The organism is Lysobacter korlensis (genome assembly GCF_042434515.1).
On the sequence record NZ_JBHLTG010000007.1, the window covers coordinates 90,165 to 113,951 of the forward strand.

The window sequence follows — 23,787 nt, forward strand, 5'->3', positions numbered from 1 at the left end:
CCCTGCACCACGGGCTGTCGGTTTGCTGTCATTGCGGCCCGACACCTTTCATCCCAAGAGTCGGTTCTTAGCGTGGGCAGAAGCCCGCCACCGCCTGTCCCATCGGGAGTCTCCCGGGGCGGAGGGGGAAATCGAACCAGAGGGGTAATCCACCATGTATTTCCACCGCCAGGAGCTGCAGTTCACGTCGTCTCCATCGAAGCCGGACGCGGTCTTCGCCAGAAAGCTGCAGGAGGTGCTGGGCGGCCAGTACGGCGAGATCACCGTGGCAATGCAATACAGCTTCCAGGCCTGGAATGCGCACATCCCGGGCAAATACCGCGACCTGCTGTTCGGGATCGCGGCAGAGGAGATGGGCCACGTCGAGATGCTCGCCACAATGATCGCGCAGCTGCTCGAGAAGGCGCCGCTCGGCATCACCGGCGACGCTGTGCAGGACGACCCGACCGTCGCCGCGGTGATCGGCGGCATGGATGTGCAGCACGCGATCGTCGCGGGCGCCGGAGCGCGGCCCGTCGACAGCAACGGCAACCCGTGGTCGGGCAGCTACATCACCGCGAGCGGCAACATGCTGGCCGACTTCACCTCCAACGCGAACGCCGAGATGCAGGGCCGGCTCCAGGTTGCGCGGCTCTACCACATGACCGACGACCACGGCGTGCGTGATCTGCTGTCGTTCCTGCTCGCCCGCGACACCATGCACCAGAACCAGTGGATGGCGGCAGCCGCCGAGCTGCGCGCCGAAGGCCATGAGGACTTCCCGGTGCCGAGCAACTTCCCGCTGAAGAAAGAGGCGCGGGAGCACTCGTACGAGTACCTCAACTTCTCCGACGGCAAGGCCGCGGCCGAGGGCGCGTGGGCCAGCGGCCCCACCCCGGACGGCAAGGGCGAGTTCAGCTATTCGGATGGTCCGACCTCGAGCGTGCCGATGCCGCCGCCGACGCACCCTGACGCGCGGTACTACGGCACCACGGATGTGCCGAACCGGGTCGAGAAGATCGCCGGGACCGTGCAGGACATGCTCAACAAGGAGTAGCGCTCCCTGCCGTAGCTGGAGCTACGACCTCGCGGCGGGAGAAACAACCCCCGCCGCGAGGTCATCTCCCCCGCCGCGAGAGCGGCGCGGCTCAGTCGTGCTTCTGCTTGCGCCAGCGGATGCCGGCGCTGATGAAGCTGTCCAGGTCGCCGTCGAACACCGCGTTGGGGTTGTTCACCTCGTGCTCGGTGCGGAGGTCCTTCACCATCTGGTATGGCGCCAGCACGTAGCTGCGCATCTGGTCGCCCCAGCTGGCGGTGATGGTGCCGGCCAGCTCCTTCTTCGCCGCGGCCTCCTGCTCCTTCTGCATGATGAGCAGGCGGCTTTGAAGCACCCGCATGGCGGCGGCGCGGTTCTGGATCTGGCTCTTCTCGTTCTGCATCGACACGACGATGCCTGTCGGCAGGTGCGTGATGCGCACGGCGGAGTCGGTGGTGTTGACGGACTGACCGCCGGGCCCGGAGGACCGGAACACGTCGACCCGGATGTCGTTCTCCGGCACCTCGACCGAGTCGGTCTCCTCCATCAGCGGAATGACCTCGACCGCGGCGAAGCTCGTCTGCCGCTTCCCGGCGGCGCCGAACGGACTCATCCGCACCAGACGGTGGGTGCCGGCCTCGACGCTCAGGGTGCCGAACGCGTAGGGCGCGTCGATCTCGAACGTGGCGCTCTTGATGCCCGCCTCTTCGGCGTAGCTGGTGTCCATCACCGTCGCCGGGTATTTGTGCTTCTCCGCCCAGCGCAGGTACATGCGCATCAGCATTTCGGCGAAGTCGGCGGCGTCGACGCCGCCGGCGCCCGCCCGGATGGTGACGACCGCAGGCCGGTCGTCGTACTCGCCGTCGAGCAGGGTCTGCACCTCGAGCTCGTCCATCATCTTCTGGAGCGCCTCGAGCTCGTCGCGGGCCTCCTGGGCGCTCTCCTCGTCGCCCGCCTCGTTGGTGAGCTCCACGAGCACCTCGAGGTCGTCGAGCCGACGCTCGATGTTCTTCATCCGGTCGAGCTCCGACTGGCGATGGCTGAGCGCGCTCGTGACCTTCTGCGCGTTCTCCGGGTCGTCCCAGAGGTCCTGTGCGCCGGCCCGCTCGGTCAGGTCGGCGATCTCGGCCTCGAGCCGGTCGACCCCGAGGACGCTGCGGATGTCGAAGAAGGTGCTGCGGAGCTCAGCGATGCGGTCGGCGAGGTCGAGTTCGATCATTTCGCCCCCAGCCTACCGGGGCGCCCCTGCGCCCCCGCCCCTGTCCCCCGCCGCCTTTCCGGGCGGCGCGGGCGTAGTGTGAGAGCGATATGGCTGCGACGGACGACGCCTTCCCCTGGCGCTCCGTCGCACTCACCGCCTTCCTGCCGGCCCTGCTCTTCGCCATCGGCGAGGGCGCCATCATCCCGATCATTCCGCTCGTCGCCGGCAACCTCGGCGCGTCGCTCGCGATCGCCGGATTCATCGCCGCAGCGCTGATGATCGGCGAGCTGGTCGGCGACATCCCCAGCGGTTGGCTGGTCAGCCGGATCGGCGAGCGGCCCGCGATGATCGGGGCGGCCTTCGCGTCGATCGTCGGACTCGTCATCTGCATCCTCGCGCCGAACCCGTGGGCGCTCGGCTTCGGCGTGCTGGTGATCGGGATGGCGACCGCCGTGTTCGCCCTCGCCCGGCACGCGTTCATGACCAGCTTCGTGCCGCTGCGTTACCGCGCCCGCGCCCTCTCCACCCTCGGCGGGGTCTTCCGCGCGGGCTTCTTCGTCGGCCCGTTCCTCACCGCCGGCGCGATCGCGGTCACCGGGGATGCGGCCTCGGCCTTCTGGATTCACATCGTCGCCTGCCTGGCCTCCGCCGCCGTGCTGCTGGTGCTCAGCGACCCGATCCCCGCCCGCCCGCCGGTGCTCGCGCCCGACGGCCGGCCGCTTCGCGAGGGCGAGGCACTCGTCGAAGCGGAGGCGCGTGGGCTCTGGCCGACGATCGCCGCGAAGCGCGGGGTGCTGCTGCGGATGGGCGCGGGGGCCGCGATCATCAGCGCGCTCCGCGCCAGTCGCGCGGTCGTGCTGCCCCTCTGGGGGATCAGCATCGGCATCGACGCGGCGAGCATCGCCCTCATCATCGGGATCGCCGGCGGCATCGACTTCGCGCTGTTCTACACGAGCGGCCAGATCATGGACCGATGGGGTCGCATGTGGAGCGCGATGCCGTCGGTCGTCGGGATGTCGCTCGGCCATCTGGTGCTGGCATTCACGCACGACGTGCCGGCGAACGTGCAGTGGTTCATCGCCATGGCGTTCTTCCTCTCGGTGGCGAACGGGATCGGCAGCGGCATCGTGATGACCCTCGGCGCGGACCTCGCCGACAATCACGATCCCGCCCCCTTCCTCGGCGCGTGGCGGTTCACGTCGAGTCTGGGTGCCGCCGCCTCGCCGCTCGCCGTCTCGGTGATCACGGCCCTCACGTCTCTGTCCATCGCCGTGGCGGGGATCGGTGTCGTCGGGCTCGCCGGCGCCGCGGTGCTTGCTCGGTACGTGCCGCGGTTCGCACCGCACCGCGGGCCCGGATAGGACTCGATCCTCGACCCGGGCGTCTCTGGCAGGTGATCGTGCGGCAATCGCAACCTGCACCGGGCGCCGCAGCGTCGAGACGTACCGTTGCCGCGTCTACGGATCGGCCTGAGCCCGCTGAGCGGCGACTGCGACCTCCCGGGCGATGGCGACCGCCTGGTCGACGGTGAGTCGCCGTCCTTGCTCGACCGCCGCGTCGAATCTCTCGCGGCCCGCTCCTCGACGGATCTTCTCCACAACGCCGAGGCGGAAGATCCCGTCCTGAGGGTCGAACACGGCGAAGCGCTCCCGGAGGGCGACCGCGGCGCCGTTCAGCAGGCCGGCCGTCTCGATGTCGCCGAGTCCGGCCGCCACTCCAAGGAAGGATTCCAGCGCGTACGCGACGCCCTGGCTGTGACCGAGGCGAAGGGTGAGCTCGAGTTGCCGCTCCATGAGCCCGGCCGCCCCGGGGACGTCGCCATCCCACAGGTTCGCCCAGCCAAGGTGGTAAAGGGGAAACGTGAGTGCGAAGTCGTCCTGAATCTCCTCCGAGAGACGCAGCCCCTCCCGGAACAGCTCGACCGAGCGGGGCAGGTTCCGCTGAGCCAGCTCCAGCCGCCCGAGCGATACGAGCGCGAACGCCCGGGCCCAGACATCCCAGCTGTCGGCACCACCTTCCGCTGCGCCGTCAAGCGCTTGCTCCATGGCCGCCGTCGCACGATCGAGGTCCGGCGGGTCGGTGGTCGCATATTCGACTCCGAGTGCCACCAGGGCGAAGCGTTCACCGGTCCGGTCCCCGACTTGAGCGAAGAGCTCCGCGGTCTCGGCGAGGCCGCTGATGGGCGACTTGCCGCCTGGCTGGAACAGTCCCGAGAAGGAGCTCATCCACATCGCGATCGCTCTGCTCCGGTTGGACATCGGCTGGCCTGTCTGGAGCAGCATCGTCATCCGCTCCCCCACCTCGCCCAGCAGCCCGTCGATCCACCAGTAGACGTAGAGCCGGTACACCAGCTGCGCAGCGGTGTCCCAGTCGCCGGCTGCCAGCAGATGCCGCAGTGCGCTGAGGATGTTGTCCCGCTCGTCGGAGAGCGCGAGCAGCGTTTCACGCTGTCTCGGGCCGACGAGGTGGTGACCCATTCGCTGACCCCAGTCGGCGTAATGGTGCGCATGGGCGTCCTCCAGCTCGGACAGCAGCCCCTCAGCCTCCAGTCGCTCGAGCGCGTACTCCCGGACTGTCGTGAGGAGCTGCAGGTAGGTGCGGCCGTTGCGCTCGTACTGACGCACGAGGCTTGCGTCCACGAGCCCTTCGAGCACGGTCAGCACATCGATGGAGGGGTCACCGATCGCGTCCACCGCCTCGAGCGAGAAGCGACCGGCGAACACGCCGACCCGCCACAGCAGCGCCCGTTCCTCGTCACTGAGCAGCCGGGTGCTCCACTCGATGGTGCTGCGCACCGCCTGCTGCCGGGACGGTGCGTCGCGGCGTGCGCCGACGAGGACCGCAAGCTGCCGGTCCAGCTTGCCGAGCAGGGCGCGCGGCGGAAGGAGCCGGACGCGGGCCGCGGCGAGCTCGATCGCCAGCGGCACCCCTTCGAGGCGGGCGACGATGTCTTCGACAGCCGCAACGTTCTCGGCGTTGACCTCGAAGTCCGGCTTCACCGACCGGGCTCGCTCGATGAACAGCTCCACCGAAGGCGTGAACGACCGCCCCGGCTCCCACGCTGCGGTGGAGGCATCCGGCAGCTGGAGCGGTGGCACCTCGTAGGCCCGCTCCGGCGCCAGATGAAGCAGCACCCGGCTCGTAACAAGCAGCTTCAGCCTCGGCGCCTCGCCGAGCAAGCGGGAGATCAGCGAAGCCGCATCAACGACGTGCTCGAAGTTGTCGAGGATCAGCAGCAGCTGCCGGGTGTGCAGAGAGACGACGAGTTTCCGGTCGAGCGGTGCATCCCCGGTGTCCGGCACGCCAAGGGCCTGCGCGATGGCGTTCGGGACCTGCCCGGCACCGTCTATCGGCGCGAGCGGGACGAACAGAACGCCGTCCCCGAAGCGGTCGGCGAACGTGCGGGCTGCCTCGATCGCCAGGCGGGTCTTCCCGATCCCGCCAGGGCCGATGAGGGTGACGAGACGCACCTCGGGTGCGGCCAGCAGATTCCCCAGGTGGCGGATGGCCTGCTCTCGGCCGAACAGGCGGGTGAGCGGATCAGGCAGGGCGGTTGCGGTCGACGGCGGGGTTTCGGGATGCTCCGAGGACTCGGACCGGGTGCGGTGCGCCGGCGACCGGCTGTCGTCGAAGCGCTCTGCCAGCAGAACGGCCAGGTCGCTCACCAGGAGCCGCGCGAGCTCCTTGGCGTCTCGGAAGTGCTTGTATGCGGCCGTGTCGTCGTTTCGGATGCGGTCCAAGAGCCGCACCAACCCGGGGTCGCGTTCCCCCTTGGTCTCCTTGAAATACATGAGTTTCGGCATCTCGGTGGGGGCGAGGTCGTATTCGTCTTCCAGTCCCGACACGGTCTCGCCGGGCGCGATCCACCCGTACCGCTCCCAGTAGATGCCGACGAAGATGTCGCTCTGCTCCAAGTAGGCGCGGTAGAGCGACCGGGGCGGGTGCGGGCGGGCGCCCAACTCGAACATCACCGGCGCCGCCGACAGCCGCTCGATCGCACGTCGCGCGGCGTTCCGCTCGGCGGCGAGTTCTTGAAGCGTCGAGCTGACGAACACGCGCAGCCGCTGATCCGGAGTCCGGATCCGCGACCGCACGGCGGGCTCCGCGGTCATGACCCCGGCGCCTCAGCCATGCGCCCATTGTGCTCCGCGAGCACGCCTGTTGGTAGGCCTGCGCCACCTTCCTGATGGGCACCGCGCGCCGTCTTCTCGAGGATTCGACCGGCGGCGATCACCCGAACACGGAGCGCGCGACGGAGGTGACCTCCACCGCGACGCCCTCCGGCAGGAACAGCGTCATCACCGGTGGACGCCACCGCGAGGTCAGCGTCACGGATGCGCTCCTGCCGTCGGTCGTGGTCGCCTCCGCCACCGTGAGTTCTTCGAACCCATCCAGCGGCATCCGGCCGACGAAGTCGACGACCGCATCCCGGACCGAGTCGCCCTGAAGCACCGGGCGCGGCCCTTCCTCGGTCAGCTCGACGTCCGCCAGCTCGAACGACTCCGCCCCGGCGAGCGCGGCGGCGTCCGCGAGGGTGAGCAGCCGCTTCCGCTCGAGGTGCAGCGACGTGGCCGCCGTGACGAGCAGGACGAGCACCAGTGCCAGCGCGCCGAAACAGGCCGTGAGCGGCAGGATCGACCCGCCGTCCGCGCGGGCGCGCCTCATCCCCCACCCCAGAACCGGCTGACCTGCTGGGTCGAGACGCCGACCATGCCCACACTGAGCGGCGCCTCGACGTCCAGTACCGGCGGCGCCAGCGGCACAGGAACCCGGATGCCGACCGTCACCGTGACGAGGGCGCGTCGAGAGAGGCAGGCGGCCGGATCGGGTGCGCACGCGACGCTCACCTCCGCGGTGGACGGGTCGACGCCGTAGTCCGCGAGTGTCAGCTCCACCGCCCGCTCCGCGCGGGCAGCGGCCTCCTCCGGCGTTGCGGCCAGCACGAAGCTTCTGGCCGCCTGCCGCGCCGCGCTCTCGACGGCGAGCGCGCCCGCCTGCAACGCGGCGAGTGTGAGCACCAGGTAGACGATGGGCACGAGCAGCAGCAGACCAACGCCGAGGAACTCGAGCGACGCGGATCCGGTCGTCTCAGCCCGCAGTCGGCGCAGCAGCGGGCGCCTCCAGCGCGGCACGGCCGGTCACCTCCAACCCCTCAGGCAGTCCGGCCATCCCGATCAGGGGAAGAGGGACTCGGACCGAAACCACGACGATCGCCTGCCCGGCCGCGTCGCCGTACGCGGCGCTCACACCCCCGGCGTAGCCCGGGCCGAGCGCCGTGGTGAGCAGCTCCTCGGTGCGCGACCGCCCGCGTTCGAGACCGGCATCGGCGAGCGCCGCGAACCTCGCGCCCTCCGACGCCGCATCAAGGGCGGTGTTCCGCACGTGCAGCACCAGTCCCAGCTGCATGACGGACAGCGTGACGAGCGTCAGAAGGCCGGCGACCAGCACGAACTCCGCGGGCGCCGAACCGGTCTCCTCCCCAAGAAGCGCGGGGCGTCGCAGGATCACAGTCCCGTGACACGCTCGATCGCCTGTTCGAACACGGAACTCAGAGCGGGCGCGGCGAGTGCCCAGATCACCACGACGAGCCCAGCGGTCATCAGCGTGATGAGCACCCAGCCGGGCACGTCGCCCCGGTCGTCACTCAGGCCCTCGGCGAGTCGCTTCATGGCGACATTGTGTCGAAGCCAAGCAGTGTGGATTGCAGACTTTCCACAGCGGTTCCCGACGCGCCACATCGAGGTGACCAGGGATGAACGCATCTGTGCTCGATCGGCGAATGGACGAGCTCAACCTGCCGGTGACGACCGACGCGACCCTCCCGAGTCCAGGAACGTCGTGCCCCAGGAGCGGACGGGCACTAGCTTTCGTTCGCTGCCCGATACTGCTCGTCGGTGACCGGCTCGAGCCAAGTGGTGGGGTCACTGCCGTCGTCGTTCCACTCGAGCATGGCCATGTGGCACATCAGGTAACCCTGGGCGGAGCCGTGCCAGTGCTCCTCACCGGGCGGCGCCCACACGGTATCGCCTGGTCTGACGCGGACGACGCCGTCGCGGGTGCCGATGATGCCGACGCCCTCGGTGACGTAGAGCGTCTGGCCCAGCGCATGAGAGTGCCAGTGCGTGCGCGAGCCGGGCGTGAACCGGACCATGGCCGCGAAGAGCCGGGATGGTGGTCGCGGCGTGGTGATCGGCGTCATGTAGACGTCGCCGGTGAAGGCCTGGGGGGAGGCTTTGCCCGTACGGCCAGCCGGAATCTGTTCCATCGAGGTTCCTAACGTGTGGTGGACCCCTGGGCCGGCGTTCGCACACCCAGTGACCGATGCGACTGCGGGACTGTCTCGTCGAATACGGAGCACATCCCGACTCGAACGCGTAGGCTCCGGCTATGAGGGCGGACACCAGCCGAGCCACGCCAGATCCGGTCTTCGCGCCCCCGCCCCTCATCACCCCGTACTCGGGTCTCGGCACGCCGGTCGAACGTCTCCGATGGTGGGCTCCTGCTGGTTGGCTGCTCGTCGCCGTATCCACCCTCCTGCTGTATCTCGCCTTCCTCGCACTCTCGCCGATCGTGTTGATCTGCATCGTCGCGCGACGGATATGGGTGAGGCGGCTGCGGTTCCACCGCAGGCCCGAAGAGCTGCGGATCGCCATCATCGGTGCGGGGTGGAGCGGGCTTCAATGCCTGGAGCGCTTCCGGAGGCTCGGCGTGGCAGACGTCGACGTCTTCGAACGCTACGACCACATCGGAGGAACCTGGTCTCCGCAGCTGCGATACCACGGCCTGCAGATCCACGGCAGCATGACCGTGACCTCGTTCGACGGCTTCGCCTACAGCGACGACCCGGACGTGCAGGGCGGAAAGGTCATGGCCGAGGAGGTCGAGCGGTACATCCACCGGTTCGCCGACGCGCACGACCTGCTGTCTTCGTGCCGATTCAACTCCAACGTCGACGCGATCAGCTACCGGTCGTCCGATCGCACCGCCACGCTGAAGGTGACCGACACTCGCACCGGGGAGGCGCGCACGACAGAGCCGTACGATCTGGTGATCTGGGCGTCCATGGCGGCTTTCGGCGAAATCCCGACGCTGGGCGGGGCGGAGGAGTTCCGCGGTCGCCAGTTGCACACGACCCAGTTCTCCACCGCCGAGCTCGAGAACATCGTGCACCGCGATCAGCGTGTGGTCGTGGTGGGCGGCGGCAAAGCGGCGTGCGACGTCGTGTTGTCCCTGCGGCGCGCCGGCCACGAGAACTTCGAGTGGGTGATGCGCAAACCGTACCTCTTCTACAAGTTCGAAACGCTGCTGCACAACGCATCATCGCCGATGGACAGAATCCGAGGTCTTTCCTACCTCGCAACCGTGCTGTGGCTCGGCGTGTCGAAGCGACTGGGGGCTGTGCTGCACTGGTCGTCGGGCTACCTCACCACCTTCGGGAGGCCGCACGCCGACTTCACCCATTTCCATGGCGGGGTGCTCTGCGCCACCCAGCGAAGGGACCTCCAGGGCATCCCGTTCACGATCGGCGATCCGGTGCGCTTCGCGGCCGACGGGCTCATCCTCGCCGACGGTCGCACCATCGAAGGCGACATCGTGATCTGGGCCACCGGGAACCGCAGCGGCATCGACACGCTCGGGCTGGAGAAGGACGGCCAGCCGGTGACCCTCGAACCTCGGGCGAAGCTCTTCAACCACTTCATCGTGCCAACGCTGCCGGCGCTCGCCTCGTCGACGGCGCTGTGGACGACGTGGGGACCGATGCGCGCCACCAACTCCGCCGACCTCGCCGTCTACCACCTGTGTGTGCGCAAGGAGCGGAGCGAGCGGCAGATGCAACGAGCAGCGCACCGCCAACTGAGCGAGAACAGCCTCACGCACTCCTTCATCTGGGCCCGCGGCGCGTGCTGGCTGCAGCAGTGGGTCTACTTTCACATCGATCTGATGCTGCAGGGCATCACCCCGGTGGAGTCGTTCCTCAAGCACGCGATCGAGATATTCGTGCTGGCGAAGGAGACCCCCCTCGCGTTCGACATCCTGCCGCGCGGCTACGAGGCGACGAAAGCCACGAGGCTGTCGCGCTCCCGATAGTGGGTCTGGACTCCCCTCCGCTTCGGACGCGATTGGCAAGGAGCGACGAGCATGCGCTGCGCCAGTCCGTCTCGCGATCCGCGACGTGGGAACGCAAGGCTTTCTCGGCCCGAACGACCTGGCCGAGCCTGACCGACCTGCTGGATTCCCGCGGAAATCCTGACTCGCTTTGCCGATCCGCGGCATCTGGGCGACGCTGAAGGAGCCAGAGGACGGAGGACCGGATGGCCGAGAACCGCAGGGAACTCCGGAAGCGGCGACGGGCCGAGCTGGGTGAGACGGACGCTCCGGTCGAGGATGAGCTCGAGGAGACGTTCGACGTCACCGTCACCCGAGGCGCTGAACGGCTGGAGCGCACATTCCGGGCGATGCTGATCACCGGGTTCTTCGGTGGCCTCGAGGTGGGTCTCGGGGTGATGGCCTTCCTGGCGGTGCTCCACGCGACCGGAATGGAGCTGCTTGCCGGGCTCGCGTTCGGCATCGGCTTCATCGCCCTTCTCCTGGCCAAGAGCGAGCTGTTCACCGAGAACTTCCTGCTGCCCATCGCCGCCGTGGTCGCGCGCGAGGCCAGCGTGACGCAGCTCGCGAAGCTCTGGGGAGCGACCCTGATCGCGAACCTCGCGGGCGGCTGGATGATCATGTGGCTCGTGGTGCAAGCGTTCCCGCAGTGGGAGGCCACCCTGACGGATTCCGCCCGCCAGTTCACGGACGCGCCGTTCTCCCTTCAGACGGTTGCCCTGGCCCTGCTCGGCGGCAGCACCATCACCCTCATGACCCGGATGCAGCAGGGAACCGAGTCGGACGTCGCGAAGATCGTCGCCGCCCTCGCCAGTGCTCTGCTGCTCGCCGGCCTTCCCCTCTTCCACTCCGTGCTCGACTCGCTGCTCATCTTCGGGGCCATCCACGCCGGAGCCGACATCACCTATCTGCAGTGGCTGGGCTGGTTCGGGTACACGCTGCTCTTCAACGTCGTCGGTGGCATCCTTCTCGTCACCGCGCTGCGTCTGCTGCGGGCCAAGGAGCTCATCGAGAAGCGGCGGGCGGAGTCGCCGGCAGATCCGGACGCGCCGCGGTCGGAGCATCCGGGCGGCGCCTGATCCGGCGAGTGGCTGGGCGGTTCAGCCTGACCCACCGACCTCGTTCACCTCGCCTGCGACGTTGAGCCGATGAGAGCAACCCGACCGGCTGAGCCATAATGCTGGTCGTGGCAGATGTGCTGGTTCTGCACGGCTCTCCGGGCTCCGGGAAGAGCACCCTCGCGCGGGCCCTTTCGGAGGCGCTACGGGTGGCGGACGTGGCGCACGGCGTCATCGATATGGACGAGCTGAGCCTGGTGCACCCGTATCCCGGTCGGTCGTTCCCGCGCGAGAACCTCCGTGCCATCTGGCCGAACTATGTCGCCGCCGTCCCCGACATCAAGCTGATTCTCCCGATGGTGTTCAACGATGAAGAGGAGGTCGGCCTTCTCCGCGCGGTCTTGCCGGGGGCACGGCTGATCATCTGTGAGACGACCGCACCGATCCGGGTGTTGATGGAGCGAGTGACAGAACGCGAGCCCACAGACGAGTGGGCCGCAGCATTGCGAGAGTGGATCGACGTCTACCACGCTCGGTCCGATCACGAGCGGATCCGGCACTTTCAGGTAGTCACCCACCCCGCGACGATCGATGAGTCCGCCCGCGAGATCCTCGAACTGACAGGCTGGATGTAGAGAGCGGCGTGGGGCTTGACGCGCCGATCGTCATAGGCGCATTCGCCTGAGCACCCATCCGGGTCACGGGTGCGCGATCCGATGGATCTCCTCGAAGAGCCGCCCGCAGGCAGCATCGCGCGAGTCGTGAGCTCAGAACTCCTGCCAGACGCTATGGTTTCGCCGTGGTCGCCCGATCGCACATGACAGCTGAGATGAAATGGCGGAACGAGTGAGCTTCCTCTACCCAACACAACTTGCTGATGCCGCCCGCCGGTCCGGCTCACGGAGAGGATGGGGTAAGACGGTGCTCGGCATCGGCGCTGGGGCGATCATTGTCGGCATTCTTGCCGGACAGCTCGTTTTCGGGATCGTCGTCGGCGCGATCGCGATCGTGGCGGGGATGTTCATGATGGCATCCGCGGAAGCCCTGATCCGCAACTCGATTGTGGAAGTCGCCGCCACCGTCGCAGGCCCATTCAACGTGATGTTCGACCAGTCGTGGTGGCCCGTCTTCACCCGCGTCTATCGTGAAGCGCAGGCCGAGGTCGTCAATTCCCGAGTGCCGCTCGACGATGCGTTCGAGGTGGCCTTCAAGCGGCACCTCGTCGCGCAGGGATATGCCCGCGTCTTCTGAGGGCACGCATTTCCGCCTCCTCAGCCATCCCTGGGTTCCCGATTCCCACCCGCCGAGCCGTGCCGCAGACGATCAGAGCGCACGGTTCCGCCCGTGCAGCACCAGCAGCACGATGGCCGGCGCCATGAGCGCGCCGCCCAGGAGGGAGCCGAACGATACCCAGACGAGCGTCGCGACGGCCGTCGTGACGATGGCGATCGCGCTCAGGATCCCCAGCACCCGACGGCGGGTCAGCGCGTAGCCGACCACCGTCCCGACGAGGAACCCGGAGCGCAGCACCGGCTCCAGCGGTGCGAACGGGCTCGTCGAGGCCAGCCCTTCGACGAGGCTTCCGGCAACCAGCAGCACGCAGAGCAAGGCAAGCACCGGCGGAGGCAGGTCGAAGCCCCGACGCGCAGCCGACGCGCCCGTCGTCCTGGCCCGCGGCGGATCCGCGGCCGCGGTCCGCCACCCCTCGGCGCGCACCAGCACGTCGCGAGCCTGAGTCACTGCGGCGAACGCCGTCGCGTCGCCGGTCAGGTCGGGATGTTCGAGGCGGGCACGTCGGCGGAACGCCCGTTCGATGTCGGCCCTCGATGCGTCCAGCGAGACACCCAGCACTCTCGCCGCCGTCGCCGGGTCCACCCACTCAGCGTAGGTCAGGGGCGATCGGCGAGCCTGGTCGCGCGGACGCCGCCCAGGCTCAGCGCTCCGTCGGCCCTACGTGCACGTCAGCGGGAACGGCATGTTCACCCCGACCGGACCCCGGTTGTGGCAAAAGAGCAGCCCCTGACCATGCAGGTCGGAGATGATGCCCGGCAGTGCGTCCGGGTACTTGGTCGACAGGTGGCCGAGGATCCCGCCGCTGGACTTCGCCGACCAGGAAGCGCCGTTGATGCGGGCCCGGATGCTCATGGCACTCCGCCGGGCCCCGTCGACGTACTGCCAGTCGAGCGTGTCGATGGTCCACATGCAGATCCGGTATCCGAGGCCGGAGGCAATGCTGGAGACCCTCGAGTCGTATGCGCCGCCCGGAGGCCGGAGACGGTTCGAGGTCACCCCGTTGCTGATCTGCCACCGCATGCTCGAGTCCGACAGGGTGGTCAGGTTCGGGTGGCTCCAGGTGTGATTCGCCACCCAATGGCCTTGCTGCCGGAGGGTTGCGACGATGTCGGGGTATTTGCTCGCGTGCTCGTTGATGAGGAAGAAGGCGGCGCGGATGCCCTTCGCCCTCAGGTTCCCGCCGATCCTCGTGGCCCGGTAGGGGTCGCCGTACGCCCAGTCGTCGAAGGTGAGGAGCACACGGCCGCTGGTGTTGCCGCAGCGTGAGTTGGTGTAGGTCGCCGCGGCCGTGACGTTCGGCGACGACGCGATCGCGGGGTCCGCGGCGAGCCCCGGGCTGGCGCCGGCCGGTGCGGGTGTGAGGCAGAGTGCGGCCCCCACCATGGCGACCACCGCGGTGCGCACCGCCAGTCTCTTCCACATCGCCGGAGGACCCCCAGAGCTCGGGTCTGGACCGGGCCGAGAGCGAATGCCCGGCATCGGCTGCCCGGCAGCCGACTCGACCGGCTGTTGTTGCTGGAACCGTAGGGCAGCCGGTGCGTGTGCGGGGAGGGCCGAAGGTCCTTCGACTCAGCGGTGGCACGGTGCGCGGGCCGATTCCACCGGTCCTCCGCACCACCTCACGCGAAGGCGAAGAGCGGCGGCAGCGCGATCGTGACGAGTGCCGCCCACAGACCGACGAACGGCAGGTACGCCGTCTGCCAGCGCTCGAGCCGCAGCGCGTTCGACCGACCAGCGATCATCCTGGCGGAGAGCCAGGCGGTCCCGGCGAGGTTGCCGACCAGCAGCAGGTTCAGACCGAGGGCCGCGACGCGGTTGGGGGTGAAGCCGAACTCGCCGATGCGGGCGAGCATCGACCCGAGCACGAGCAGGTCGAGGATCAGTGCCGCGACCACCGCCGCGAGCCTCAGCGCATCGGCGACACCGGCCCGCCGGAGCGGATCGCGCGCCGACAGTCCGTACAGCACCAGGGCGATCACCACAAGCAGCAGCACGTCGAACACGATCAGCAGGTCCCGGTCGAACTCCCGGCCGACCCCGTTGAGCCCGTACACGATCGCCGACGCGATCAGCATGATCGCGAACAGCGGGGTGAAGATGACGGTGAGCACCGGGGCGATGTTCTCGATGACGCCCTTCTTGGCCTCGACCAGCCAGGCGGCGACGACCACCGCGGCTGCCGCCCCCGACGGCAGCGCCCACATCACGACGTCGTCGATCGCCTCCGGCGCGATCGGCAGCAGCACGAGATTCGTCAGCCCGATCAGCACGCCGCCGCCGAGCGCGATCAGCACGTAATAGATGAACCACTCGCCTGAGAACCGGATGAAGTCCATCCGGCCGGACGACGAACGGAGGTCGGGGGCGAGATACGCGGCACCGACCAGGAGCCAGAGGACCACCGGCAGGTGGACGGCGACAAGCACCTGCGTGTCCGAGCCGGAACCGAACGGGTAGAGGTTGACGGCGACGGCGAGTACTGCGAGAACGGCGGCGAGCACCAGTGCGGAGCGCACGTGAACCGTCCTGCGCCACGCGAAGTATCCGACGAGCGGCACGAGGAAGAACAGGCCGAGGTTGCGGACGAACCACGGCGCCGCGTTCTCCGGCAGCCCGGCGGCGAGCCGGGCGACCTGCACCAGCACCGCGGCGGCCACGGCGAGGACGACCATGGGGATCGCTGAGCCGTGCCGCCCGGCGGGCCGGTCCGCATCGCCGAGGCCGAGCTGCTTCCAGAGCCGTTCTCCGTGCTCTCGAGCGAACTCCCCGGTGAGCTGGTCGATCGCCCCGAGCCGCTTCACGGCGATGAGGAAGGCCTCATCGTCCGACAGCCCCGCCGCCGCCAGCACGGCGACCTCCTGGCGAAGGTGCGATTCCAGCTCATCCGCGTCGGCCGGCGCGAGTGCTGTCCCGCCGGTGACGCGTGCCCGCCACTCGGCGATGTCCGTCTCGAGCGTCCCGCTCACGTCGCCGCCGCCTCGGATCCCGCCTTCCAGATCCCGCCGAGCGTTCTCGTGGCCGTCGCCCACTGCTGCCGCTGGTGGGCGAGTTCTGCGCGTCCGGGCGCGGTGATCTCGTAGTAGCGCCGTCGCCGTCCCTCCGGGGAGCGGCCCCACTGGGCCTCGACGTACCCGAGGCGCTCCAGGCGGTGCAGCAGCGGATACAGCATGCCGTCGCTCCACTCGAGCTCGCTGTCGGAGAGCTCGCGCACGCGCTTCAGGATGGCGTATCCGTAGCTGCGGTCCTCCGCGAGGATCGCCAGCACGAGCGGCGAAGCCATCGCGGCCACGAGGTCCTTGTCCATGCGGAGCCTCCGTCTCACGCCTCACGTTACCTTGCACTGCAAGGCATGGGGAAGCACGCGGAGACGCGGCCGATCGGCGAAGCGGCCGCCCAGCCCAGGCGTCTCAGCGGTGGCGCGGCTTCCGGGCCGGCCTGTCGGCTCCGCTGCGCTGCGTCGCCCCGCGATCCGGGCGCAGCTGGATGAGCTTGCCGCTGATTCGCGTGCCCCGCAGCCGGTCCAGCACGTCCGTCGGCAGATCGGCCGGCAGCTCCACGAGGGAGAAGTCCGGGCGGATGTCGATGCCCCCGAAGTCCTCCCTGCTGAGGCCGCCCTCGTTGGCGAGCGCGCCGACGATCTGCCGGGGCTCCACTCGCTGCCGCCTTCCGACGTCGATGCGGTAGGTGGCGAGCGCGGTACCGGCGCCGCGGCTGCGGCGCTCCGGTCGATCGCCGTCCTCGCGGCGGCCGCTCTCACGCACCCGGCCGCCGCGGTCCGGTCGTTCCCGGTCGTCGCGGTCGAAGCGCTGGGGGCGGTCGTCCTCGGGCGACAGCAGCAGGGGCGTCTCGCCCTGCGCGACGACGGCGAGCGCGGCCGCGACGTCCGCCTCGGGCACATTGTGATGCTCGACGTAGTGTCCGATGATGTCGCGGAACCGCGCGATCCGTTCGCTCTGCTCCAGCGCTGCGGTGATCTGGTCGTCGAAGCGCGTCAGCCGGGTGGCGTTCACGTCCTCGGCGGTGGGCAGCTGCATCTGCTTCAGCGGCGAACGGGTGGCCTTCTCGATGGCGGTGAGCATCCGGCGCTCGCGTGGCGTGACGAAGCTGATCGCGTCTCCGGAGCGGCCCGCACGCCCGGTTCGCCCGATGCGGTGCACGTAGGACTCGGTGTCGATGGGCAGGTCGTAGTTGACGACGTGGCTGATGCGGTCGACGTCGAGCCCGCGCGCGGCCACGTCGGTCGCGACCAGGATGTCCAGCTTGCCCGACTTCAGCTGGTTGACCGTCTTCTCGCGCTGCGTCTGCACCACATCGCCGCTGATCGCCGCCGCGGTGTAGCCGCGGGCGCGCAGCTTCTCCGCGAGCAGCTCCGTCTCGTTCTTCGTGCGGACGAACACGATCATCCCCTCGAAGTTCTCGACCTCGAGGATGCGGGTCAGGGCGTCGACCTTCTGCGGATACGACACGACGAGATAGCGCTGCGCGGTGTTCGCCGACGTGGTGGTCTTGTTCTTGACCGTGATCTCTTCCGGGTCGTGCAGGTACTTCTGGGAGATCCGGCGGATCTGTGCGGGCATGGTGGCCGAGAACAGGGCCACCTGCTTGCTACCCGGCGTGTCGGCGAGGATCGTCTCGACATCCTCGGCGAAACCCATCTTGAGCATCTCGTCGGCCTCATCGAGCACCAGGTACTTGAGCTCGGAGAGGTCGAGGGTCCCCTTCTCGAGGTGATCCATGATGCGGCCGGGTGTTCCCACGACGATGTGCACACCGCGCCGAAGCGCCGAGAGCTGCACCCCGTAGCCCTGGCCGCCGTAGACGGGCAGCACGTGGACGCCGCGGAGGTGCGCGGCGTACCGCTCGAACGCCTCGCACACTTGCAGCGCGAGTTCACGGGTGGGTGCAAGCACCAGCGCCTGCGGCGTGGTCTGCGACACGTCCAGCCGGGAGAGGACCGGCAGTGCGAACGCCGCGGTCTTGCCCGTCCCGGTCTGGGCGAGGCCGACCACGTCCCGGCCGGCCAGGAGGGCGGGGATCGTCGCCGCCTGGATGGCCGACGGGGTCTCGTATCCGACATCCTTGAGCGCCTTCAGCACCCGAGGGTCGAGGCCGAGTGAATCGAAGGAGGACAGCTCGCCGGCGGATTCGGCGCCGGGGTCCGCGGTGTGGTCAGAGGATGACATGGGTCAACGGTACTTCCGCGACCCGGGAAGCCTCAGCCCACGGCCTTCCGCACCAGGTCGCCGATCGTTGCCTCGTCGGCCTTGCTCAGCTCCGTCACGGCGAAGGATGTGGCCCACATGGTGCCGTCGTCGAGCTTGGCAGGGTCGTTGAAGCCGAACGTGGAATAGCGCGACTTGAACTTGTCCGCTGCCTGGAAGAAGCACACCACCTTGCCGTCGAGGGCGTAGGCGGGCATCCCGTACCAGGTCTTCGGCGCGAGGCTCGGAGCCGCGGTCGTCACGATGGCGTGGATGCGCTCGGCGAGCCCGCGGTCAGGCTGCGGCATCTCCGCGATCGCCTTGAGCACGTCCTCCAGATCGGCTGCCGCCTTCGCCGCGCCTCGCCCCCGGCCGGCCTCCGCCTTCAGCTCCGCGGCGCGCTCCTTCATCGCGGCACGTTCCTCCTCGGTGAAGCCCTCGGAGCCGGATCGGTTCTTCTTCGTCGTTGCGTCCATGTCCGTCACGGTAGCCGGGTGGGTGGGTCGGCGCTTCTCGGATCCTGATCGGCTCATCGCCCCGCGCGGTCGAGCTGCTCCCTGGTCGTCCGGTGGCGCGCGAGCACAGCGGAGATCGGCGCGACGATGCGTTCATCGGTGACCGCGGCGATGGCCTTCCGAAGCCGGCCCTCGATCCGGGAGCTGCGTCTGCGCGCGCCGATCAGCGCCAGCCAGCGTGCGAGGAGGGCGAACAGGACTCCAAGCAGCACCCCGGCGATGAGCATCAGCGTCGGCACCGGCACCACGCCCACCAAGGGAGTCTCCGGCGGTGGGATCGCGAGCAGGCTGAGCACGTAGAGGAGCAGCAGCCAGAGCGCGCCAAGCACCGCGACGACGCCGAAGAGCCACTGGAGCGCATTCGCAGCGAACCACCATCCCGGGCGACGCGCCGCGAGCGACGTGCCGAGGACAGCCTGATCGAGCGCATCCGCGAGGGTCTCATCCCCCGCCTCCGCGGCATCGTCGACTGCCCGCCCCCACCGCACCGGAAGCCCCTGTGACGCACTCTGCACGAACGCCCGGGTCGCCACCTCGACGGCGGAGCGGGTGGCGTCGCTCGGTGCTGGGATCGACGAGCGCCCGAGCGACGTCCGGACGTCCGCCTCTCCCCGCTCGACCGGCTTCGACTGCCGGCCGCCCGATCCGTCGAGCCGCAGGCGACGCATGGGATCCGCCCCACGCCGACCGATCCAGCGGGTGAAGATCCATCCCGAGTGGGCGAGCGCATCGCGCCGGTACTGGCGCCCGACGGCATCGAGCACGATCGGCACGCCCGCGGCGCGCGCGAGCGCCGCATCCAGGTCCCTGCGGGGCAGCCGGTCAGCGCGCACCTCGTCGTCGGCGACGTCCTTGCGGAGGATCCTCGCGATCGTGACCACGTCGGCGCTGAGCCGCTGACGCGATGCGGTGCGCCCGGCGACCGAGTTGGCGATGCGCTGCCGCAGCTCCGCGATGCCGGCGCCCGTGCGCACCGACGTCGGCAGCACCGTCGCGTCTGCGATGCCGTCCCGGGAGAGCAGGCTGCGGAGGTCCGCCACACACGCGTCCACGGCGTCCGGAGGGAGCCGGTCTGCCTGGTTCAGCACAGCCAGGGTCACCGACTCGTGCTGCGCGAGCAGCTGCACGAAGTCGTCGTGCAGCCTCGCGTCCGCGTACTTCTGCGGGTCGGTGACCCAGACGAAGACGTCGACCAGTTCGAGGATGCGTTCCGCTTCGAGCCGGTGGGACGCCTCGCGGGAGTCGAAGTCGGGCAGGTCGAGCAGCACCAGCCCATCGAGGGATCCGACCACCCGGTCGTGCTGTCCGTCCGGCACGACGTGCCGGGCGTCGACCTTCAGCCAGTCGAGCAGCTCGCCGGCGTCGCCGGTCCCCCACACCGCGGCGGTGGGTTTCGACGTGGTCGGCCGCCGCGCCCCGATCCGTGCGACATCGGCTCCGACCAGCGTGTTGAACAGCGACGACTTGCCGCTGCCGGTGGCGCCGGCGAGGGCCACCACCGTGTGATCACCGGACAGGCTGGTGCGCTCACGCACCTTGTCCACGACGGCCCGCGCCCGGCCGACGTGGGCGTAGTCGAGCTCATCCCCTCCGGTGCCGAGCGCCGACTCCAGCGCGGCGGTGCGGAGCCCGAGCTCTTCGGAGGAGAAGCCGCCGACCTTGGCGCCGCCGCTGCGGATCGGGCTCATCGAGCGGCCTTCACGTCGGCTGCCGCCCTCGCGAGCGTCTCGCTGCTCTCACCCGAAACCTGCAAACGCTCCACCACTTCATAGAATCGCCCGCGCTCCGCGGCGTACACCTCCGCGACCCGCTGGAGCAGCCGCTCGCGCGCCTTCTGCGCGAGCTCGCGCACCGCCTGATCCCCGAACACCGCCTCGAGCAGCTTCTGCCCGACGACCGCAGTGCCGCCGGCGATCCCGACCTCGAGCAGCACCAGGCCGCCACTGGTGAAGGCCAGCAGCATGAGCACCACCCCGAGGCCGTTGACGCTGTAGGCCGTGAAGCGAGCCATCGCACGGCGGTCCGCCCCCTCCTCGCGGACCATGTCGAGGATGTCGCCCTGCCAGTCGCGCACCAGTCGCTCGATCCGTGCATCCACGCCCGCACTGGAGCGGGTGAGCGCCGGATCGACGGCGAGCAGCTGCTCTCCGCCGGGCAGCGAGCGCCAGGCCCGGCTCGCGGCGCTGGCCGCCAGCTCGGCGTGGTTGGAGATCAGCAGCTCCGCACCTGACTGCAGGGCCTCGCCGAGCCGCTCCGCCGGCGGTGGCTCGCCTTTGAACCAGGCGGTGACCCGGTCGCGGAGCCGTGACACCGTCGTCTCGACCTGACGGAAGAACTCGCCTGTGCCGACGAACTCCTGCCACCGCGCGAGCACCTCGCCGCGCAGCAGGGAGCCGTCCCGCATCCCCACCTGCACCCCTTCGAGTGCGTCGTCATAGGCGTTCCGGGCGGTATCGAGCAGCGCGCCGGCGGCGGCGGCCTGCTGGGATGACGCAGCGGCGAGCGCCATGGCCCGGCCGTCGAGGGATTCGAGCGCACCCTGCAGGGTCTGCCGCACGACCGCCGCGCGGGCGGTGGCGTTGCCTGCCAGCGCGGCGAGCCAGTCGCGGATGCGGGCCGTCTGTCCCCGGGGAAGGAGACCGTCCTCCAGGGGTGACTCGGCGATCTGGAAGATCGGCGCCTGCGAAAGGCCCTGCTCGCGCAGCATGTCCGCAAGGTGGGCGCTGATGTCGTCCATCGCCTCGGCGGGCACACGGTCGAGCACGATCGCGACCGCCGTGCCGCGCTCCGCCGCCTCCCGCAGCAGGTCCCAGGGCACGGCGTCGGCGTAGCGGGCGGCGGTGGTCACGAAGATCCACAGGTCAGCGGCGGCGAGGAGCTGGGCGGCGAGCTCGCGGTTGGCGGCGAGGACGCTGTCGATATCGGGGGCGTCGAGGAGCGCCAGCCCGCGGCCGACGGCGTCGGTGGCGACGAGCCGCACCGATGCGGCGTTCACAGCGGTGGCAGGGCCGCCGGTCACCCGGGCGAGGCCGGGCAGGATCCGCTGATCGGCGAACCAGTCTGCGTCATCCGGGTGATGGACGAGCACCGGTGACCGGGTGGTGGGTCGCAGCACGCCGGGCGAGCTCACCTCCCGCCCGATCAGGGAGTTGACGAGTGTGGACTTGCCCGCTCCGGTCGAGCCGCCGACCACGGCGAGCACCGGGGCGTCGATCGAGGTGAGCCGCGGCAGGATGTAGTCGTCGAGCTGGTCCACCAGGCGCATCCGGAGGTGGCGGGCCTCGTTCGCGCCGGGAAGGTCAAGCGGCAGGGTTGCGCGTTCGAGCGCGTGCCGGAAGCGGGTCATCGCCGCGAGCAGCCGGGCGTTGTCGCCGTCGGATTCCCTCACCACGACTGTCATCCTTCCCTGCCGGGCTGGGACGCACATCCGACCCGCACGCGTACCAGGCGAACCGCCAGGCGGACTCAGCCGGGTCGTGGGCCGGGGAAGGACCGATCGCCGAACAGGATCCGGCGGGCGGCGGCCTTCCCCGCTGGTGTTCGCAGCACCGAGAAGGCCACCGCCGCCGCCGCGGGTGTGCGGACCTGACCGAGCCCGTGGCGAAGCGCGAGGCGTCCGCGGAAGCGGGCGCGCAGCGCGGCGCCGTCGTAGTGGGCCAAGGCGTGCGGCGTCCCTGAGCGCAGCGCGTCGTCGAGCACGCCGGCGGCGAGCTCCGACTGCCGAAGGCACGGGTCGAGACCGCCGGCGGTGAGCGGGGAGACGGCGCCCGCCGCATCCCCGACGAGGAGCCCCTCGCTGCTGCTGATCCGGCGCAGCAGTCCGCCGACCGGGATCAGACCACCGCGCCACTCCACCCGGTCGGGCCGTGCCACACCGGTCAGTCCTGGCGCCGAGAGGCTGAACCGCTCCGCCGTCCGGCGCAGCCCATCCGGGAACCGGCTCGCGTAGCCGGCGACGCCGACGTGGGCGTGCCGGCCGTCGTTCACCACCCACGCGAGGTATCCGGGAGCGAGCGACGGGTCGAGCACGCAGTGGAAGGTGGGCGGCTCGTCGCCGGGCGGGATCTCGAAGACCTCCTCGGCTCCGACGAGCAGGTGGGCGTTGCGGTCGAGTCCGAGGTCCCGGGCGACCGCGGACCGTGCTCCGTCGGCGCCCACGATGAACCGGGCCGTCACTTCAGTCGGACCATCCCTGCCGTCCAGCAGGAAGCCGCCGTCCCGGCGACCGAGATAGCGGGTGCCGAGCGCCACATGGACGCCTGCGTGGGCGGCCGTCCGGGCAGCTGCGACATAGAGCCCCGCCATGTCGCCCACCCGGAACTCGTCGCGCGCACTGACCAGGTCAACCGGGCGCCGCAGGCTCGGCGGATAGAGCACGACCCGGCGGATCGGCGGACCGAGGCATTCGGGAGGGAGTTGGAAGTCGTCGAGCGTCTTCCGGACGAAGATGCCGGTCGTCCGTATGGCTGTGGTGAGGCTGGGACGCCGCTCGGCCAGGAGCACCTGGTGGCCTCGCTCCGCGAGCAGCGTGGCGGTGGCGAACCCGGCGAGTCCGCCACCCACCACCAGGACGTCGACTGTGGTGCGGGGGTGCGGGCCGGCACCTTCCGGTGGGGTCACCCGGTCGGGGTCGACGACTCGTCGACCCACTCGAGCAGGTCGCCTGGCTGGCAGCCGAGCGTGCGGCACATGGCCTCGAGGGTGCTGAAGCGCACCGCCTTGGCACGGCCGTTCTTCAGCACCGCCACGTTCGCCGGCGTCAATCCGACCCGCTCCGCGAACTCCCCGACGCTCATCTTCCGCTTGGCGAGCTCGACATCGATCCGCACCACGATGGGCATCAGATCACCTCTTCCATGTCGGTCCGCAGCGTGGTGGCCTGGCGCAGCAGCGCCCGCATGACGAGCATGAGCAGCACCACCACCGCCCCGGCGAGCGTGAGGCCGAAGAGCAGGAGCGGAAGCCCGGGATCACGCAGCTCGGGCGTGAGGTAGAGGTACGCGGTGAGGTAGACCGCAAGCCCCGCGAAGAACACCCACGCCGCAACGAACGACCACACGATCCCGTCGACCCAGCGCAGGGACGCGTCGCTGAAGATCCGGTCCTTCCTGACCATCGTGAGCAGAACCCAGATGCACACGAGCACGATCTGGAAGCAGATCATCACCAGCTCGGCGACCACCAGCATCGGCAGCAGCAGGTGTGCGGCCTCCGGCGCCTGCCCCAGGTCGTGCAGGATGTCACCCGGGATGCTGAAGAACTCCATGACCAGGAGGAAGACGAACGCCAGCACGAGCAGCACCCTGAGCAGCGCGACGATCCATTTCACGTTGAGCATGCATCGAGTGTCGCGCAGTACCTATCGAAAGTCAATCGCTTTCGCGCGGCAATCGTTGGA

Annotated in this window: 24 protein-coding genes; 6 read left to right on the forward strand and 18 right to left on the reverse strand. The window is 69.6% G+C overall.

Annotated features, from left to right (window positions below; genetic code table 11):
- Nucleotides 1–154: 154 nt before the first annotated feature.
- Nucleotides 155–1,036, forward strand: a complete 882-nt coding sequence (locus ACFFGH_RS25210; RefSeq protein WP_386673491.1) for a manganese catalase — start codon at nt 155–157, stop codon at nt 1,034–1,036.
- A 91-nt stretch (nt 1,037–1,127) separates the two neighbouring features.
- Here ACFFGH_RS25210 and prfB read toward each other — a convergent pair whose 3' ends face one another.
- A complete protein-coding gene (prfB, locus tag ACFFGH_RS25215) occupies nt 1,128–2,234 on the reverse strand; it encodes a peptide chain release factor 2 (protein WP_386673492.1) in 1,107 nt (368 codons plus the stop codon).
- 89 nt (nt 2,235–2,323) lie between these two features.
- Here prfB and ACFFGH_RS25220 point away from each other — a divergent pair, with 89 nt between their 5' ends.
- Nucleotides 2,324–3,577 (forward strand): MFS transporter, encoded by a 1,254-nt coding sequence (locus ACFFGH_RS25220; protein ID WP_386673494.1) that lies wholly within the window; start codon nt 2,324–2,326, stop codon nt 3,575–3,577.
- Nucleotides 3,578–3,673: 96 nt separating this feature from the next.
- Here the strand turns inward: ACFFGH_RS25220 and ACFFGH_RS25225 are convergent, their stop codons facing one another.
- The 6 genes from ACFFGH_RS25225 to ACFFGH_RS25250 all read right to left on the reverse strand — a co-directional run bounded on the left by ACFFGH_RS25225 (nt 3,674) and on the right by ACFFGH_RS25250 (nt 8,481).
- A complete protein-coding gene (locus ACFFGH_RS25225) occupies nt 3,674–6,328 on the reverse strand; it encodes a DUF4062 domain-containing protein (protein WP_386673496.1) in 2,655 nt (884 codons plus the stop codon).
- Nucleotides 6,329–6,446: 118 nt separating this feature from the next.
- Nucleotides 6,447–6,881 (reverse strand): pilus assembly protein TadG-related protein, encoded by a 435-nt coding sequence (locus tag ACFFGH_RS25230; protein ID WP_386673498.1) that lies wholly within the window; start codon nt 6,879–6,881, stop codon nt 6,447–6,449.
- The gene (locus ACFFGH_RS25235) at nt 6,878–7,348 is read right to left on the reverse strand and encodes a hypothetical protein (RefSeq protein ID WP_386673500.1); all 471 of its coding nucleotides are present in this window, start codon (nt 7,346–7,348) and stop codon (nt 6,878–6,880) included. Before ACFFGH_RS25235 ends, ACFFGH_RS25230 begins: the two co-directional genes overlap by 4 nt.
- The gene (locus ACFFGH_RS25240; RefSeq protein ID WP_386673502.1) at nt 7,305–7,724 is read right to left on the reverse strand and encodes a TadE family protein; all 420 of its coding nucleotides are present in this window, start codon (nt 7,722–7,724) and stop codon (nt 7,305–7,307) included. The genes ACFFGH_RS25235 and ACFFGH_RS25240 overlap by 44 nt, the downstream gene beginning before the upstream one ends.
- On the reverse strand, nt 7,721–7,885 hold the full coding sequence (locus ACFFGH_RS25245; RefSeq protein WP_386673504.1) for a hypothetical protein: 165 nt from the start codon (nt 7,883–7,885) through the stop codon (nt 7,721–7,723). The genes ACFFGH_RS25240 and ACFFGH_RS25245 overlap by 4 nt, the downstream gene beginning before the upstream one ends.
- Before the next feature lie 191 nt (nt 7,886–8,076).
- The gene (locus ACFFGH_RS25250; RefSeq protein ID WP_386673506.1) at nt 8,077–8,481 is read right to left on the reverse strand and encodes a (R)-mandelonitrile lyase; all 405 of its coding nucleotides are present in this window, start codon (nt 8,479–8,481) and stop codon (nt 8,077–8,079) included.
- A 122-nt stretch (nt 8,482–8,603) separates the two neighbouring features.
- Between ACFFGH_RS25250 and ACFFGH_RS25255 the strand changes: the two genes are divergently transcribed.
- The 4 genes from ACFFGH_RS25255 (at nt 8,604) to ACFFGH_RS25270 (ending at nt 12,631) form a co-directional block, all read left to right on the forward strand.
- On the forward strand, nt 8,604–10,304 hold the full coding sequence (locus ACFFGH_RS25255; protein WP_386673507.1) for a SidA/IucD/PvdA family monooxygenase: 1,701 nt from the start codon (nt 8,604–8,606) through the stop codon (nt 10,302–10,304).
- 224 nt (nt 10,305–10,528) lie between these two features.
- Nucleotides 10,529–11,401 (forward strand): formate/nitrite transporter family protein, encoded by an 873-nt coding sequence (locus ACFFGH_RS25260; protein ID WP_386673509.1) that lies wholly within the window; start codon nt 10,529–10,531, stop codon nt 11,399–11,401.
- A gap of 107 nt (nt 11,402–11,508) precedes the next feature.
- Nucleotides 11,509–12,015, forward strand: a complete 507-nt coding sequence (locus ACFFGH_RS25265; RefSeq protein ID WP_386673511.1) for a hypothetical protein — start codon at nt 11,509–11,511, stop codon at nt 12,013–12,015.
- A gap of 211 nt (nt 12,016–12,226) precedes the next feature.
- Entirely contained in the window at nt 12,227–12,631 is a 405-nt protein-coding gene (locus ACFFGH_RS25270; protein ID WP_386673513.1) for a hypothetical protein, read from the forward strand.
- Nucleotides 12,632–12,703: 72 nt separating this feature from the next.
- Here ACFFGH_RS25270 and ACFFGH_RS25275 read toward each other — a convergent pair whose 3' ends face one another.
- From ACFFGH_RS25275 to ACFFGH_RS25325, 11 genes are all read right to left on the reverse strand, one after another.
- Nucleotides 12,704–13,255, reverse strand: a complete 552-nt coding sequence (locus ACFFGH_RS25275; protein WP_386673515.1) for a J domain-containing protein — start codon at nt 13,253–13,255, stop codon at nt 12,704–12,706.
- Nucleotides 13,256–13,330: 75 nt separating this feature from the next.
- A complete protein-coding gene (locus tag ACFFGH_RS25280) occupies nt 13,331–14,095 on the reverse strand; it encodes a polysaccharide deacetylase family protein (protein ID WP_386673517.1) in 765 nt (254 codons plus the stop codon).
- 197 nt (nt 14,096–14,292) lie between these two features.
- The gene (locus ACFFGH_RS25285) at nt 14,293–15,639 is read right to left on the reverse strand and encodes a permease prefix domain 1-containing protein (RefSeq protein WP_386673518.1); all 1,347 of its coding nucleotides are present in this window, start codon (nt 15,637–15,639) and stop codon (nt 14,293–14,295) included.
- The gene (locus ACFFGH_RS25290) at nt 15,636–15,977 is read right to left on the reverse strand and encodes a PadR family transcriptional regulator (RefSeq protein ID WP_386673520.1); all 342 of its coding nucleotides are present in this window, start codon (nt 15,975–15,977) and stop codon (nt 15,636–15,638) included. Before ACFFGH_RS25290 ends, ACFFGH_RS25285 begins: the two co-directional genes overlap by 4 nt.
- A gap of 103 nt (nt 15,978–16,080) precedes the next feature.
- Entirely contained in the window at nt 16,081–17,856 is a 1,776-nt protein-coding gene (locus ACFFGH_RS25295; protein ID WP_386673522.1) for a DEAD/DEAH box helicase, read from the reverse strand.
- A gap of 32 nt (nt 17,857–17,888) precedes the next feature.
- A complete protein-coding gene (locus ACFFGH_RS25300) occupies nt 17,889–18,350 on the reverse strand; it encodes an iron chaperone (RefSeq protein WP_386673523.1) in 462 nt (153 codons plus the stop codon).
- A 53-nt stretch (nt 18,351–18,403) separates the two neighbouring features.
- Complete coding sequence (locus ACFFGH_RS25305; RefSeq protein WP_386673525.1) at nt 18,404–20,077, reverse strand: GTPase; 1,674 nt, start codon at nt 20,075–20,077, stop codon at nt 18,404–18,406.
- Entirely contained in the window at nt 20,074–21,780 is a 1,707-nt protein-coding gene (locus tag ACFFGH_RS25310; RefSeq protein WP_386673527.1) for a GTPase family protein, read from the reverse strand. The genes ACFFGH_RS25305 and ACFFGH_RS25310 overlap by 4 nt, the downstream gene beginning before the upstream one ends.
- A 74-nt stretch (nt 21,781–21,854) precedes the next feature.
- Entirely contained in the window at nt 21,855–23,009 is a 1,155-nt protein-coding gene (locus tag ACFFGH_RS25315) for an FAD-dependent oxidoreductase (RefSeq protein ID WP_386673529.1), read from the reverse strand.
- Nucleotides 23,006–23,230 carry a helix-turn-helix domain-containing protein gene (locus tag ACFFGH_RS25320; protein WP_386673531.1) on the reverse strand — a complete coding sequence of 75 codons (225 nt, stop codon included), beginning with the start codon at nt 23,228–23,230 and terminating at the stop codon, nt 23,006–23,008. Before ACFFGH_RS25320 ends, ACFFGH_RS25315 begins: the two co-directional genes overlap by 4 nt.
- The gene (locus tag ACFFGH_RS25325) at nt 23,230–23,727 is read right to left on the reverse strand and encodes a DUF2975 domain-containing protein (RefSeq protein WP_386673533.1); all 498 of its coding nucleotides are present in this window, start codon (nt 23,725–23,727) and stop codon (nt 23,230–23,232) included. Before ACFFGH_RS25325 ends, ACFFGH_RS25320 begins: the two co-directional genes overlap by 1 nt.
- Nucleotides 23,728–23,787 lie beyond the last annotated feature (60 nt).